The sequence below is a fragment of the Rhizobium sp. 10PS4 genome (genome assembly GCF_032464805.1).
Taxonomy (GTDB): domain Bacteria; phylum Pseudomonadota; class Alphaproteobacteria; order Rhizobiales; family Rhizobiaceae; genus Rhizobium; species Rhizobium laguerreae.
Genome location: NZ_JAWDIW010000005.1, coordinates 291496 through 306383 on the forward strand (window position 1 = coordinate 291496; position 14888 = coordinate 306383).

The 14888-nt window shown below is 61.3% G+C and carries 16 protein-coding genes; 4 read left to right on the forward strand and 12 right to left on the reverse strand.

The window, feature by feature from the left end:
• The 5 genes from purQ to RWJ89_RS11790 form a co-directional block, all read right to left on the reverse strand.
• Entirely contained in the window at window positions 1–672 is a 672-nt protein-coding gene (gene purQ, locus RWJ89_RS11770) for a phosphoribosylformylglycinamidine synthase subunit PurQ (RefSeq protein ID WP_168283571.1), read from the reverse strand.
• Between the two features lie 92 nt (window positions 673–764).
• Window positions 765–1007 (reverse strand): phosphoribosylformylglycinamidine synthase subunit PurS, encoded by a 243-nt coding sequence (purS, locus tag RWJ89_RS11775; RefSeq protein WP_029874235.1) that lies wholly within the window; start codon window positions 1005–1007, stop codon window positions 765–767.
• A 15-nt stretch (window positions 1008–1022) separates the two neighbouring features.
• Entirely contained in the window at window positions 1023–1787 is a 765-nt protein-coding gene (gene purC, locus RWJ89_RS11780; protein ID WP_003540062.1) for a phosphoribosylaminoimidazolesuccinocarboxamide synthase, read from the reverse strand.
• 272 nt (window positions 1788–2059) lie between these two features.
• Window positions 2060–4357, reverse strand: coding sequence for a putative bifunctional diguanylate cyclase/phosphodiesterase (locus RWJ89_RS11785; protein WP_316030933.1), 2298 nt, complete (start codon window positions 4355–4357; stop codon window positions 2060–2062).
• Between the two features lie 92 nt (window positions 4358–4449).
• On the reverse strand, window positions 4450–5007 hold the full coding sequence (locus tag RWJ89_RS11790; RefSeq protein WP_026265268.1) for an RBBP9/YdeN family alpha/beta hydrolase: 558 nt from the start codon (window positions 5005–5007) through the stop codon (window positions 4450–4452).
• 176 nt (window positions 5008–5183) lie between these two features.
• On the opposite strand from RWJ89_RS11790, the gene RWJ89_RS11795 reads away from it, so the two are divergent.
• Entirely contained in the window at window positions 5184–5990 is an 807-nt protein-coding gene (locus tag RWJ89_RS11795) for a DUF2189 domain-containing protein (protein WP_316030934.1), read from the forward strand.
• Between the two features lie 168 nt (window positions 5991–6158).
• Complete coding sequence (locus tag RWJ89_RS11800) at window positions 6159–6626, forward strand: low affinity iron permease family protein (RefSeq protein ID WP_077978272.1); 468 nt, start codon at window positions 6159–6161, stop codon at window positions 6624–6626.
• Window positions 6627–7184: 558 nt separating this feature from the next.
• Here the strand turns inward: RWJ89_RS11800 and purB are convergent.
• The 5 genes from purB to RWJ89_RS11825 form a co-directional block, all read right to left on the reverse strand.
• A complete protein-coding gene (gene purB, locus RWJ89_RS11805) occupies window positions 7185–8492 on the reverse strand; it encodes an adenylosuccinate lyase (RefSeq protein WP_077978270.1) in 1308 nt (435 codons plus the stop codon).
• 73 nt (window positions 8493–8565) lie between these two features.
• Complete coding sequence (locus tag RWJ89_RS11810) at window positions 8566–9051, reverse strand: hypothetical protein (protein WP_026158701.1); 486 nt, start codon at window positions 9049–9051, stop codon at window positions 8566–8568.
• A 47-nt stretch (window positions 9052–9098) separates the two neighbouring features.
• Window positions 9099–9824 (reverse strand): DUF2259 domain-containing protein, encoded by a 726-nt coding sequence (locus RWJ89_RS11815; RefSeq protein WP_168273245.1) that lies wholly within the window; start codon window positions 9822–9824, stop codon window positions 9099–9101.
• Window positions 9821–10498, reverse strand: a complete 678-nt coding sequence (gene rpe, locus RWJ89_RS11820) for a ribulose-phosphate 3-epimerase (RefSeq protein WP_316030935.1) — start codon at window positions 10496–10498, stop codon at window positions 9821–9823. The genes RWJ89_RS11815 and rpe overlap by 4 nt, the downstream gene beginning before the upstream one ends.
• A gap of 61 nt (window positions 10499–10559) precedes the next feature.
• Window positions 10560–11642, reverse strand: a complete 1083-nt coding sequence (locus RWJ89_RS11825) for a branched-chain amino acid ABC transporter substrate-binding protein (protein WP_316030936.1) — start codon at window positions 11640–11642, stop codon at window positions 10560–10562.
• Window positions 11643–11822: 180 nt separating this feature from the next.
• On the opposite strand from RWJ89_RS11825, the gene RWJ89_RS11830 reads away from it, so the two are divergent.
• Together RWJ89_RS11830 and RWJ89_RS11835 are read left to right on the forward strand one after the other, a co-directional pair.
• Window positions 11823–12317: a flavin reductase gene (locus RWJ89_RS11830; RefSeq protein WP_020050115.1), complete on the forward strand. Its 495-nt coding sequence runs from the start codon at window positions 11823–11825 to the stop codon at window positions 12315–12317.
• 35 nt (window positions 12318–12352) lie between these two features.
• Window positions 12353–12670: a TfoX/Sxy family protein gene (locus RWJ89_RS11835; protein ID WP_020050114.1), complete on the forward strand. Its 318-nt coding sequence runs from the start codon at window positions 12353–12355 to the stop codon at window positions 12668–12670.
• A 101-nt stretch (window positions 12671–12771) separates the two neighbouring features.
• On the opposite strand, the gene RWJ89_RS11840 is transcribed toward RWJ89_RS11835, so the two are convergent.
• Both RWJ89_RS11840 and RWJ89_RS11845 read right to left on the reverse strand, forming a co-directional pair.
• Entirely contained in the window at window positions 12772–13191 is a 420-nt protein-coding gene (locus tag RWJ89_RS11840; protein WP_168256209.1) for an NUDIX domain-containing protein, read from the reverse strand.
• A gap of 6 nt (window positions 13192–13197) precedes the next feature.
• Window positions 13198–14745 carry a DEAD/DEAH box helicase gene (locus RWJ89_RS11845; protein ID WP_316030937.1) on the reverse strand — a complete coding sequence of 516 codons (1548 nt, stop codon included), beginning with the start codon at window positions 14743–14745 and terminating at the stop codon, window positions 13198–13200.
• Window positions 14746–14888: the final 143 nt, after the last annotated feature.

Below are 14888 nucleotides of genomic sequence, written 5' to 3' on the forward strand. Positions count from 1 at the left end.
TCAGGCGGCGATGACGTCGAGCGCCGAGGCGAAGAGGCCGCGGCCGTCCGAACCGCCATGGGCGGCCTCGATCAGGTTCTCGGGATGCGGCATCATGCCGAGCACATTACCGTTTTCGTTCATGACGGCGGCGATGTCGTTGATCGAGCCGTTCGGGTTGGTGCCTTCGGCATAACGGAACACCACCTGGCCGTTGCCTTCGATCGCAGCCAGCGTCGCATCGTCGGCGAAATAATTGCCGTCATGATGGGCGACCGGGCAGCGAATGACCTGGCCCTGCGCATAGGCGCGGGTGAAATCCGTCTCGGCATTGACGACTTCGAGCTTGATCTCGCGGCAGACGAATTTCAGCGAGGAATTGCGCATCAGCGCGCCTGGCAGCAGGCCGGCCTCGACGAGGATCTGGAAGCCGTTGCAGACGCCGAGGACTTTCACGCCCTTTGCAGCCTTGTCGATGATCGCCTGCATGACTGGCATGCGGGCTGCGATCGCGCCGCAGCGCAGATAATCGCCATAAGAAAAGCCGCCGGGGATGACGATCAGATCGACATCGGGGATCTCGGTTTCCGTCTGCCAGATCGTCACCGGCGGCTGGCCGGAGATCTTGGTCAAGGCGGCGATCATGTCGCGGTCGCGGTTGAGGCCCGGAAGTTGAACGACGGCTGATTTCATGGGTGCTGTTCAAACCTTGCTTGTGTTTGTGCCAGTTCCCGAAGCGGCGACAGTGTTTCGATGTGCTTCGGGCATTGCCAATCTCGCAATGTTCAGTCGATCGCGATTGCGTAGTTCTCGATCACCGTATTGGCGAGCAGTTTTTCGCACATGGCCTTGAGGTCGGCCTCAGCCTTGCCCTTGTCGGCGCCTTCCAGCTCCAGGTCGAAGACCTTGCCTTGTCTTACATGGCCGACGCCCGAAAAGCCGAGGGCACTGAGCGCACCCTCGATGGCCTTGCCCTGCGGATCGAGAACGCCGTTTTTCAGCGTGACGGTGACACGAGCCTTGATCACTTTGTCTTTCCTGCCTTACTTGACGAGAACCGGGCCGGTGCCGCGCACAGGCTCGTTTTCATTGATGATGCCGAGACGGCGCGCGACTTCGGAATAGGCTTCGAGCAATCCGCCGAGATCGCGGCGGAAGCGGTCCTTGTCCATCTTCTCGTGGGTTTCGATATCCCAGAGCCGGCAGCTGTCCGGCGAGATTTCGTCGGCGAGGATGATGCGCATCATATCGCCTTCGAAGAGACGGCCGCATTCGATCTTGAAATCGACGAGCTGAATGCCGACGCCGAGGAAGAGGCCGGTCATGAAGTCGTTGACGCGAATGGCAAGCGCCATGATGTCATCGAGTTCGGCGGGGTTTGCCCAGCCGAAGGCGGTGATGTGCTCTTCGGAGACCATCGGATCGTCGAGCGCGTCGGACTTGTAATAGAATTCGATGATCGAGCGCGGCAGCACGACGCCTTCGTCGATGCCGAGGCGCTTGGCAAGAGAACCGGCGGCGACATTGCGCACGACGATCTCCAGCGGGATCATCTCCACTTCCTTGATCAACTGCTCGCGCATGTTGAGCCGGCGGATGAAATGAGTGGGGATGCCGATCTTGTTCAGATGGCTGAAGATATATTCGCAGATGCGGTTGTTGAGGACGCCCTTGCCATCGATGACTTCGTGTTTCTTCTTGTTGAAGGCAGTGGCATCGTCCTTGAAGAACTGGATCAAAGTGCCCGGTTCCGGGCCCTCATACAGAATCTTTGCCTTGCCCTCGTAGATACGGCGGCGACGGTTCATCGTGGTCATTCTCTATTGTTGGCGCTCTTGGGATAGCGCGAGTGGATCGATCTCGTGGCGTCCCCTTAAAGGAAAAGAGAGGGTTTCACAATCCGCCTGTCGCTCCTTCTCCCGTTTCAAAATTCTATGGCCCCGGTTTCCGGATTTCGCGACCTTGGTTTCCAATTTTACGGAATACTGCCAAGAGAATCGAATGAATTCGCAAGAGGAGTTTAGCGCCTTTTCCTCTACGGTGGAATGAAGGCGAAATGGCGAGCCGTTTATGCAGGTTTTTATTTGGCGGCTCTGCTTGGCAGCGCGCGGCGAAGCTGCGCCTGCAAGGCGCGAGCGGCGATTTGCCCATGGCGCCAGCTTCCGGAGCGGATGAAGGAGGGGATCTGCATGGCCGGCATCGGCCGGGCGAGCGCGTAGCCCTGCAGCGTGTCACAGTCGAGTTCTTCGAGAATGCGAATATGCTCCGCCGTTTCGACGCCCTCGGCGATGACGAGGATGTTCAGCGAGCGGCCGATATCGATAATCGAGCCGACCAATTTGCGCTGCTCGGCCGATTGCGGCAGCATGCGGATCAACTCGCGGTCGATCTTCAGCGTCTTCGGGCTCAGGCGCAGCAGGCTGACGATCGAGGCATGGCCGGTGCCGAAATCGTCGATCTGGATGTCGATGCCGAGCTTGCGCAACTTTTTCAGGTTGGCGGCCACCGCCTCGTCGCAATCGTCGAGCGAGATCGATTCCAGCAGCTCGAAGGAGAAGGTGCCGGGTTCGATCTTCAAGGCGCGAAGCTTCTTGCCGAGATCGGGATCGGCGAGCCGCCTGGCAGAAACATTGACCGATATCTTCGGGATCGGCAGCCCGTCCTTCAGCCACACCTTCCGGTCGGCAATGGCGCGCTCGAGGATCAGGGCGTCGATGGTCGAGACGGCGTCGAGATCCTCGGCGATGTCGAGGAAGCGGTCGGGCGTCAGCAGCCCGTGCACCGGGTGCTGCCAGCGGGCAAGTGTTTCGACACCTGCGACATCGAGCGTGCGGGCATCGAACTGCAACTGATAGAAGGGCACGAATTCATTGCGTTCGAGGCCGATCAGGATCTCGTCTGCAAGGTGCTTGGCGGAGATGATGTCGCGGCGGGCAGCGGCCGAGAAGAACTCGAAGCGGTTGCGGCCCAGGCCCTTGGCGCGGTAGAGCGCGATATCGGCGTCGAGCAGCATCTGCTTGGCGTCGAGCTTCGGTCCGCTATCGATGGCGATGCCGATGCTGGCGCCGAAACGGCAATCGTGCCCATCATACCTGACGGGTTTGCGCAATTCGCGGATGACACGTTCGGCAAGGCTGGCGATCTTCTTCGATGCGGGATCGACAATGCAGAGGATGACGAATTCGTCGCCGCCGATGCGGGCCACGAAATCAACGGCGCGGACGGATGTTCTCAGCACGCTTGCGGCATGCTGCAGCATGGCATCGCCGGCTCGGTGGCCGAGCGTGTCGTTGATCTGCTTGAAGCGGTCGAGATCGATATGCAGGATCGCCAGAGCCAGGTCCTTGGCCCGGCATTCCGCCGCACGCTCGTCCAGCATCTTGTCGAGATAGCGGCGGTTCGGCAGGCCGGTGAGGTAATCGTGTAGCGCCAGATGCTCGATGCTCTCCTTGGTGGCTTCGAGCTCGCGGTTGCGCGCCTCGGCCAGATCCTTGGCGCGCTGCAGTTCGTTGCGGAGCGCGACTTCCTCGGTGACGTCCCAGTTGGCGCCGATCAGCTTGCGGTGGCCGTTGCCGTCGACGAAGAAGGCCGAGCGGGCGCGGATGACGCGTTCGGCGCCGTCGCCGCGGATGATGCGGTATTCCTGCTGGAAATCGCGGCCGCTTTCGACGCTGCGGTCGGCCAGGCCGAGCACGCGCTCGCGGTCGTCGGGATGCAGGCTTTTCGCCCAGGCGTCGCCGGCGATCTGGCGCGAGGCGCCCTGCAGTCCGTAAATGGCGATGAGGCGGTCGTCCCATTCGACCGTATCGTGCTCGATATCGGCTTCGAAGACGCCGATGCGGGAGATCTCTAACGCCAGATCCAGGCGGCGCGACAAACGCGACAGCGTCTCTTCGGCCTGCTTGCGGGCGGTGACATCCGTATCCGTGCCGACGATGCGCGTCGGCACGCCGTCCTCGTCCCATTCGACGCAGGCGCCGCGACACTCGATCCAGACCCAGTGGCCGTCCTTGTGGCGCTCGCGATATTCGAAGACCTGGTAATTTGGATCGCCGGCGTTCTGCCGGTCGATTGCATGGACGACGAAATCGCGATCGTCGGGATGAACGAGCTGCAGCCAGGCCTCGTAATCGCCGTCGGCTTCCTCGTCGGGCGCCATGCCGCGGATGGTTTTCCACGTCGGCGAGTAATATTTCCGGTCGAGACGGTAATTGTGATCCCATACGCCGAGGCCAGAGCCGACGAGCGCATAATTCCAGCGGCTCTCCCGCTCGGCCAGGTCGGAATCGTCGGTTGCCCCATTGCCGATGCCTGCCTCAACCGCTGCGGCATCGCCATGCGGGTCACCGGCCTCTGGATGGGCTTTCTTCACGGGCATTCTCGCTTATCTCACCTCGGCGCAGTCTGCTGTCATTCCATTAAGAAAGACTTAGAAAGAACTTGCTCAACAAGCGAGAATGCGGGTTTTCCTCAATCAGCGGAGAGCCGGCCGAGGAACTGGGCAAAGACCATGGTGCCTTCGGGCCAAGGGCCATGACCGGAATCGGCATTGATGTGGCCGGCCTCGCCGGCATCGACGAGGAAGGAGCCCCAGCTGCTGGCGACATCATCGGCATGTTCGTAGCTGCCGAACGGATCGTTGCGGCTGGCGACGGTGATCGACGGGAAGGGCAGCGGATCGCGTGGATAGGGGCCGAAGGTCATCAGGTGCTTCGGTCGGATGTCGGGATTGGCGACATCCGGCGGGGCGACGAGGAAAGCGCCCGCCACCCGGTTGCGGAAATGCGGGATGGCATGGATCACCGAGGGCACGCCCAGCGAATGGGCGACGAGAACGACCGGGCGGGTCGAGGCGTTCACCTCCTCGGCGATGCGGGCGATCCAGTCCTCGCGGACCGGCTTCGTCCATTCGGCCTGTTCGACGCGCCGCGCCGTGCTGAGCTTTGCCTCCCAGCGGCTCTGCCAGTGGCTCGGGCCGGAATTGGTGTAACCGGGGATGATGAGGATATCTGCGTCTGAGGCTTTCATGATGCCGCCGATGTGAGAAAGCTGGTCCAAGATGTCAAGAGGGGGATGTCAAGGGAGGGAGCGACACGGGCCTTGAAAGTTGCTATATTCCTCCAGTGCCGGTTGCGGATTTCGTATCGGCTTGCCCGCCGATGCTGTCCGCCGCCGATCAGGTCTCGGCTGAGGAGGAGAAAGCCATGGCGGCATTTCACGTCATGACGGGTGCAAGCGAAAGCTTAGCGCGGCCCGTCGTCAATCGCATCGGTATCGCCGACGTCTTCGACGCGCTGAAGCGCGGATACGACGATTTCATGGAGAAACCGTCCCACTATGTGTTCCTGTGCCTGATGTACCCGATCGCCGGCGTCTTCCTGACCCTGTGGACCTCGGGCGCCAACCTTTTGCCGATGGTCTTCCCTCTGATGGCGGGTTTCGTGCTGATCGGCCCGATCGCAGCGATCGGCCTCTATGAGATCAGCCGCCGGCGCGAGGCTGGCCTCGACGCGTCCTGGACGCATGCGCTCGACGTGCGCCATTCGCCGGCGCTGCCGTCGATCGTCGCGGTCGGCTTGATGCTCTGCGGCCTCTTCATCGTCTGGCTGGTGACGGCGCAGACGCTCTACAGCAATCTGCTCGGCGAGGTCTTTCCGCGCAGCATGGGGGATTTCTTCCGCCAGGTCTTCGGCACGTCGGAGGGCATGCAGTTGATCATCTGGGGCAATCTCATCGGCTTCGTCTTTGCGCTCGTCGTGCTGGCGATAACCGTCATCACCTTTCCGCTGCTGCTCGACCGCGATGTCGGGGCGGTGGCCGCCGTCACGGCGTCGATCCGCGCGACGGTTCTCAATCCGGTGCCGGTGCTGCTCTGGGGCCTGATCGTCGCCGCGCTGCTCGTCCTCGGCACGATCCCGGTCTTTGCCGGGCTTGCGTTGGTTATCCCGATCCTCGGCCATGCGACCTGGCATCTCTATCGCAAGCTGATTGCGCGGGAAGCCACAGCATAACCACGGCCCTTTCTGCGGGGAATCCCGGCCCCGAGGGAATCTGGGATCCCTGGGGGAATCTGAGATACCCCGGGAACCTCGAACCTGCCTCGGAGTTTGTTTAGCGCGGAGCATGACGTCGCCGACATCATGCTCCAGAGACTTCGAGGGAGGTTTTCAGAGGTGACGATGAAGCATCTGTTTGCCCGCTTCGCAACCAAGACATCGGAATGGGCGGGCAAACCCGTTGCTTTCATCCTGGCGCTGACGGTTGTCGTCATCTGGGCCTCGCTCGGCCCCTTTTTCGACTATTCGGAAACATGGCAGCTGATCATCAATACGGGCACGACGATCATCACCTTCCTGATGGTCTTCGTGCTGCAGAACGCCCAGACGCGCGACACGCGGGCGATCCAGGCGAAGCTCAATGAAATCATCCTGACCAGCCATGCCGAAAACCGCTTCATCGGCATCGAAAATCTCGACGAGGAAGAGCTGAAGCACCTCAACCAGCTGGTCGCCAAGGCCGCCAAAGGCAGGGGTGAGACGGAGGCTTGCAGAGTATCGGAGTCAACCGAAGCGGCAAATGCGGCGCCGTCGAAAAAGGCGGAGGCGCGGAAACGCTCTGTTGCCGCCAAAGCGCCGAAGCAGAAATAACGGCCGCTTGAGAAAAGCTAAACTATGAAATACAATCGGCACTTATATTCAGTTCATTAAATCCAACTCGGCAGGGGAAAATGAACGACTCCTTTCTTAGAGAGCCGCAGGTCGAGCTGTTCTTTCAGGCTTATTTCATAGGAATGACGGTAGGCCATTTGCCATTTTTCTTCGACGATATCGGCTTTATCGCGTTTATTCCAAAGTTTATTGTTTCGCTACCAATCATTTTTATATTATTCATTTTTTATTGTGTGAAATACAGCGAAATTAATTCGCGGCCATTTCTTTGGTCGTCTAACATTTTTACAGTAACTTTGTTGCTGATTGCTGCGGCTTTCTTATTGTTGTCAGGCGGAAGTATTCATAGGCTGACCTTGTTAGCTTTTTTCCTAATCATTTCTCTGCCTTCTATCCTTGTCTCATGCATCTACTTCCCAGTTATGATCAGGCTGCGACTAAGGAAAGAAGCCGTCCGATAGATTCTCGACGGGGAAGTATGCCGGCGGAAAAACGGCGCCTGCAAGGGCGCCGCTATATCGTCGATTGCAGGTCCGCTCAGGCCTCGCCAAACACCCGCCGGAAGATCGTATCGACATGCTTGGTATGATAGCCAAGGTCGAACTTCTCCCGAATATCCTCTTCGGAAAGCGCAGCACGGACTTCGGCGTCTGCAAGCAGCTCTTCGAGAAAATCTTTGCCCTGTTCCCAGACCTTCATAGCGTTGCGCTGGACGAGGCGGTAGGCGTCCTCGCGAGAGGTGCCCGCCTGGGTCAACGCCAGCAGGACACGCTGCGAATGGACGAGGCCGCGGAATTTGTTGAGGTTCTTTTCCATGTTCTCGGGATAGACCAGCAGCTTTTCGATGACGCCGGCAAGCCGCGACAGGGCGAAATCGAGCGTCACGGTGGCATCGGGGCCGATCATGCGCTCGACCGAGGAATGCGAAATATCGCGTTCATGCCAGAGGGCGACGTTTTCCATCGCCGGCATGGCGTAGGAGCGGACCATGCGGGCAAGGCCAGTCAGGTTTTCGGTCAGAACCGGGTTGCGCTTGTGCGGCATGGCCGAGGAGCCCTTCTGGCCGGGCGAGAAATATTCCTCGGCTTCCAGTACCTCGGTGCGCTGCAGGTGGCGGATCTCGGTTGCCAGGCGCTCGATCGACGAGGCGACGACGCCGAGGGTGGCGAAATACATGGCGTGGCGGTCGCGCGGGATGACCTGCGTCGACACCGGCTCGGCCTTCAGGCCAAGCGCCTCGGCGACATGTTCCTCGACGCGCGGATCGATATTGGCGAAGGTGCCGACGGCCCCCGATATGGCGCAGGTCGCGACTTCCTCGCGGGCGGCGACGAGGCGTTGGCGGCAGCGCTCGAATTCGGCATAGGCGAGCGCCAGCTTGACGCCGAAGGTGGTGGGCTCGGCATGGATGCCGTGCGAACGGCCGATGGTGACGGTGTCCTTGTGTTCAAAGGCGCGGGTTTTCAGCGCTGCGAGCAGGCGGTCGATATCGGCAAGCAGGATGTCGGTGGCGCGGACCAGCTGTACGTTGAAGCAGGTGTCGAGCACGTCGGACGAGGTCATGCCCTGGTGGACGAAGCGCGCATCCGGGCCGACGATCTCGGCGAGATGGGTGAGGAAGGCGATGACGTCATGCTTGGTGACGGCCTCGATCTCATCGATGCGGTCGACGTCGAAGGTGGCGGCGCCGCCTTTCTCCCAGATCGTCTTTGCCGCCGATTTCGGGATGACGCCGAGTTCGGCCAGCGCGTCGCAGGCATGCGCCTCGATCTCAAACCAGATGCGGAACTTGGTTTCGGGAGACCAGATGGCGACCATTTCGGGCCGGGAGTAACGCGGGATCATGGGCGGCTGCCTTCACTTCAAGAGGTTTGCTTTGTCGAGGTTAGCGCCCCTGTAGCAAAGACGGGCGGCAATCTCAACGCATGCGTTTGGCAAGATGATAGCTGCTTGCGACAAGACAGACGAGGCCGAGCGGCAGGAAGAGGCGCAGACCGATCACCAGGAACTGATAGACGGCGCTGATACTAGTGAAGACGAACTGGAAAGCCCAGACGATACTGCCGAAGGGCGCATGCCAGCGCGAATAGAACATCCTGTATTCCATGGCGAAGAGGAAAGCGGTCATCAGGATCGTGGCCGCTGTCAGCGTCACGAAAAAAGCGGCAAAACGCGTTTCCAGCGGCCTGCCATAGGCAAGAAAGCGGGCGACCGGCAGGGCGAATGGCCAGGCGAATAGGCCGCCGGCGAAATAGAGTGCGGCGATCTCGGCCAGGCGGCTCGTCTGCAGGCCATTGCGCAGGTAAAGGCCGAGCATGGCGGCGGCAAGCATCTGCATGCCCCAAAGTAACGCGCCGGCGATCAGATCGGGATAGGGCGGCCGTGCAGCTCTTAGACGATCCATCCTGGGGCGATCCGTCCTCGGGTGATCAGTCCTCGGGCGATCCATGCTCAGGGTTGAACCGGAACGGCAATCCAGCGTCCGTTCCTGTCGGCATCGAAGGCGAGGACGAGGGCGATGTGAACCTGGTTTCCGCCTTCCGGCTGATAGACCACGGCGCCGCCGATCCGGTATTCGACCGAGCATACGCGCTCGGCGGGAACCGCGGTCGCCTGACGCGCCGCCTGCCGGTTCGGAGCGCCTTCCTTCTCGATCATCTGCAGGCTGAAGCCGATAACCCGCTTGTCGACCGCAGCGCAATCCTTCGGCGTCGGCACCGGCATCTCGCCGAGCGAGAGCGTATAAGGCGCCTTCGGCGGACCGTCGGTTGCAAGCGTGGTGTAGCGAAGCGTCTTCGAGGGCGAGCCGAGTTCGGTCGGCGGATTGAAGGCGGCGATCAGGCCGGGATTGGTCAGCAGATCGTATTTGTCCATCTGGCTGCGCGCCGCCGTTAGGTTCTGCCGCCGCGCCTTGGAAAGATTGGCGTCCTTGTCGGTCAGCTCGGTATGAAAGGGCGTGCCCTCGAGATAGTGGCCGTCTTCGGTATCGATGAAATAGGTGTTGGAGTAGGGAAGGTTGCCGCTCTCCTCGATGCCGAACTCCTGAAATCCGAAGACCTTGCCATCGGCGGAAAAACCGATCGGCTGGATATTGGCGATATCGCCGGCAAGTGACAGCCCGGGCAGGCCGGCAAATGCGGCAGCAAGCATGCCACCAATAATCAGACGTTTGTTCATGTTCGTGCCCCTTCGGCTGCCTGACGCAGATCGGCGACGGTCCGGCGATAATCCTCGACCGTATCGCCCTTGAAAATTGCCGAGCCGGCGACGAGGACGTTGCCGCCCGCCCGCGCGACATCAGGCGCCGTTTCCACCGTGACGCCGCCGTCGACCTCGAGCTCGATCGGCCGGTCGCCGATCAGTGACTTCGCCGCCGCGATCTTCTTCGCCATGGCCGGAATGAACTTCTGCCCGCCAAAGCCGGGATTGACCGACATGATCAGAATGAGATCGACATCGTCGAGCACGTTCTCGATGGCGGTAAGCGGCGTCGCCGGATTGATCGTCACGCCGACCTTCTTGCCGAGATTACGGACGGTCTGCAGCGAGCGGTGCAGATGCGGTCCGGCTTCGGCATGGACGGTGATACGGTCGCAGCCGGCCTTGGCGAAGGCTTCGAGATAGTCGTCGACCGGCGAGATCATCAGGTGGCAGTCGAAGGTGGCTGATGTATAGGAGCGCAGCGACTTGATGACATCCGGGCCGAAGGAGATGTTCGGCACGAAATGGCCGTCCATTACGTCGAGATGGATCCAGTCGGCGCCGGCGGCCGTCACGTCGCGCACCTCCTCGCCGAGCCTGGCAAAATCCGCTGCGAGGATCGAGGGGGCAATGCGAATGGGCAGCGTCATCAAATCTTACTCCGTATGGGCCGCCAGAGCGCGGGGCCTGAATTCAAGGCTGGCGCGCCGTTCATTGCGTCGGCGCGGCAGGTGGAAAAAAGCCGTTGCCCCGCCATTCGAGCAGACGGTAGGGGTTTTGCGAAAGTTCATGCGCACCGGTGAAGGCAATAGTGCCGACCGGCGTCTGGAATGTCGTGCCGAGAAGCATCTCCTGGAGGGGCTTGCCCGCCGCGGCGGCGGCTTGCCCCGCCTGGCCGGCAATGAGGGCTGCGGCCAGCGACGGCAGGACATAACCTTCCGGCTCGACGCCTTTGGCGCGCAGCGCATCGGCTGTCGCTGCGCTTTCCGGCAGTAGGGCGTATTCGGGCAGGGCGACGGCGCGCACGCCATCTGCGAGCGGCAGCGGCTGATTGGCGGCGCGCATGGCATCTCCGCCGAGGATGGACAGCTGGATGTTCTCGGCCTTGGCGTCGCGGGCGATGACGGCGACGTCGTTGCGGTCGCCGCCGATGAAGACCCTGGTGGCGCCGGCCCGTTTCAGGCGGCGGACGAGGGCAATCTGCTGCTCCTGCCCCGGCCGGTAGGTGTCGGTAAAGACCGGCTTCAGGCCGTTCTGCTCCAGCGCGTTGCGAACCGCTTCCGTCAGTTCGCGGCCATGGATGGTGCCGTCCTCGATCAGGGCGATCGGATCGGCGGCCCAGTCCTTCAGGATCACCTCGATGACCTTTGCCGCCTCGGCGCCGTCGGCGGGCGCCGCCCGGAAAAGCGGCCAGCCGTTCTTCAGCGCATCCTCCATCAGGATGCGGGAGCGCACGGAGACGGTGATCGCCGGAATATTGGCGTCCTTCAGCTTCGGCAGCGCGCCTTCCAGCGTCTCGCTGCAGAGAAAGCCGACCGCCACCTGCACCTTGGCATTGACAAGCGCATCGGCGACCGCGGCACCACTATTCTCCTCGCAGGTCTCGTTGATGGCGACGAGGGTATTTCCGGACTGCTGGATCTCGAAACCGGCGCCGGCGGCAATCTGGGCGCCGAGGAGGGCGAGCGGTCCGTTCTGAGGTGCGACGACACCGATCATCACGCCGGCCGCATGGCTTTCAGCCGCCGCTCCCAGCAGCGCCAGAAAAGCTGCTATGCCACGCAGGTTGATCATGAAAGGCGGAGATCCCTAGCCATCGTCCATGCCCTTTTATCCGCAAGGCCGCGATCGTCAAAGAAAAACAAGCGCAACGCAGCGCTTTTCACCGGTGCTATTGTAGAAAAGGTAACCGATGCTCGCCATATTGGCGCGATAGCAAAGACGAACCGGATAAAACGCATACGGGAGAAGCAGGTGTTGAACAGGCAGCATATCGACCCCGGCCTTTATCGCGATGCCATGAGCCGGTATGCCGGCCATGTGCAACTCGTGACGACGGCGATGGGCGAACTGCGCCGCGGCGTCACCATCACCGCCGCCTGCTCGGTCTCGGACAATCCAGCCTCGGTGCTGATCTGCCTCAACAACACCAATCCGAAGAACGAGATCTTCTTCCGCAGCGGCATCTTCGCGCTGAACACGCTCGGCGCTCATCATCAGAGCGTCGCCGACGCCTTTTCCGGGCGCACGTCGCTTGCCAATGACGACCGTTTCGACAGCGCCCGTTTCGAGATGCTCGTGACCGGCGCGCCGGTGTTGGCCGATGCGCTCGCCGCCTTCGATTGCCGGGTGATCGACATCAAGGAAATGCCGACGCACAATGTCATCTTCGGCGAGGTTGCGGCTGTCCGCTTCAGCGAAAAACACCCGGCGCTCATCTATATGAACCGGGATTATCACGCGCTGTGAGTTCTGCAGCGATCGAGATTTCGAGGGAATAGAGAATGGACAATGCCGGGATCGAGGAAATGTTTCAGGGGCTCGGCCCCGTCACGGTCAAACGCATGTTCGGCGGCAAAGGCATCTATCATCTCGGACGGATCATTGCGCTCGAAGTGCGCGACGAGATGCTGCTGAAGGCCGACGAGAAGAGCGCTCCGGAATTTGCCGCTGCCGGCTCCACGCAATGGACCTATGAGGGCAAGAAGGGCAAGCCGGTAAAAATGCCCTACTGGTCGATCCCCGACGAGGCCTATGACGATCCCGATCTGATGGCGAAATGGGTGAGGCTTGCCTATGAGGCGTCGCTTCGCGCCGAATAGCAGAGCAATTCCAGCAAAAGTGCGTAGCGGTTTTGCGTCCGGAATTGCGTGAAAACAAAGAGATAGAGCATTTCCGTGATTCGGAGAAAAGCGGAAATGCTCTAGCGTTCAGCAGTCGGCAAGGCTGCTATCGCCGCTTTGGTGAAGGCCGACAGCGGCTCGGGCAGATCCGTCAGCGGAAACCAGCCGAAATCCGAGAGCTTGTCCGGTTCGGTGAGTTGAGGCTCGCCCTCGACGTCGCGAGCGAGATAGAGCAGAGAGATCCAGTGTTGGCGATCGGCATCGATGATCTGCTCGGTCATGCCGAGCCGTTCGATGCGGCCGATCGTTAGGCCGGTTTCCTCCTCGGCCTCGCGGCGCGCGGCTTGCTCGGCCGGCTCCATGTGGTCGACCTTGCCGCCGACAATATTCCAGTAGCCGGCTTCAGGTGATCGCATGCGTTTGTAGAGAAGGATCCTGGCGTCGCGCAGAATCACCAGGCCGACGCCGAGACCCGGAAAATCAATGCCGGGCCTGCCCATTGGAAGTCAGACCTTGGCGCTGCCGGCGATCAGCATGAAGGCGGGGATATCGTCGCCGAAGCCGACCGGGGTTGGGCCGTCGTCGTGGTCGCGATGACGGCGGCGGTCGCGGCTGTCGTCGTTCGCCGGGTAAGGCCGACTGTTGCGCGCATTGTTCTGCGGCTTCTGCTCTGCTTTGCGCTCGTTCTTCACGATGTCGGCCTTTACTGGTGCTGCTTCAATCACGTCTACGCCATTATCCTGTATGTCGTTGTCAGATTTATGACTCGCAGCGCTGCGGCTGCCGCGGCCGCGGCTACGATCCCTGTCGCCATTCTCTCTCGGCGCACGATCTCGGCCTGCACCATCTCTGGCGCCACGCTCGCGGCTGTTGCGGCGCGGGCGTTCGCTGTCCCGGCTGTCTTCTGCCGGCGGCGGCAGCGACGCCAGGTCACCGCTCAGCCATTCGACCTTTTCGCCGATCAGCTTCTCGATGGCATCGACGAACTTCGTGTCGCGCTTGGTAACGAGCGTGAAGGCGGCACCCGAGCGGCCGGCACGGCCGGTGCGGCCGATGCGGTGGACGTAATCCTCGGAATGGATCGGTACGTCGAAATTGAAGACGTGGCTGACATCGGGGATATCGAGGCCGCGGGCGGCGACGTCGGAGGCGACCAGAAGCTGGAGATTGCCGTCACGGAAGCTCTGCAGCGTCATCGTGCGGGAACGCTGGTCCATGTCGCCATGCAAAGCGCCGACCGAGAAGCCGTGACGCTCGAGCGACCGGAAGAGATCGGCGACATCCTTTTTGCGGTTGCAGAAGACGATGGCGTTCTTGAGTTCGGTCTGGGCGCGGACGAGTTCGCGCAGGACGGCGCGCTTTTCGTAATCCTTGCCGTGCGATGCGACGAAACGCTGCGTCACGGTCGCGGCGGCGGAAGCCGGCTTTGCAACTTCGATGCGCTCCGGATTCTGCAGGAATCGATCGGCGAGTTTCTGGATCTCCGACGGCATGGTTGCCGAGAAGAACAGCGTCTGGCGGGTGAACGGGATCATCTTGGCGATGCGTTCGATATCGGGGATGAAACCCATGTCGAGCATGCGGTCGGCCTCGTCGATGACGAGGATCTCGACGCCGCTCATCAGGAGCTTGCCGCGCTCGAAATGGTCGAGCAGGCGGCCGGGGGTGCAGATCAGCACATCGGCGCCGCGCTCGAGCTTGCGGTCCTGGTCCTCGAAGGAAACGCCGCCGATCAGAAGGGCAACGTTGAGGCGATGGTTCTTGCCGTATTTCTCGAAATTCTCGGCGACCTGGGCAGCGAGTTCGCGCGTCGGTTCGAGAATCAGCGTGCGGGGCATGCGCGCACGCGCACGGCCCTTTTCGAGAAGCGACAGCATCGGCAGCACGAAGGATGCCGTCTTGCCAGTGCCGGTCTGCGCGATGCCGCAAATATCGCGGCGCTCGAGCGCAAACGGGATGGCGCCCGCCTGAATGGGCGTGGGGATCGTGTAGCCCGCATCCGTAACAGCGGATAGCACTTTTTGGCTCAAGCCAAGGTCAGCAAATGTCGTCAAAGGGAAAACTGTTTCCGTTCCGTTCGGCCGCTCTGAACGAGTCGGCGGGATTGCATGCCGCAATGCAGCGCGACATAGCCCCGAATGGCCGGCAAGTCAAGAAATAGAGACGCCGCACCCATTGCAGAGTGAAGCGTTGGTTA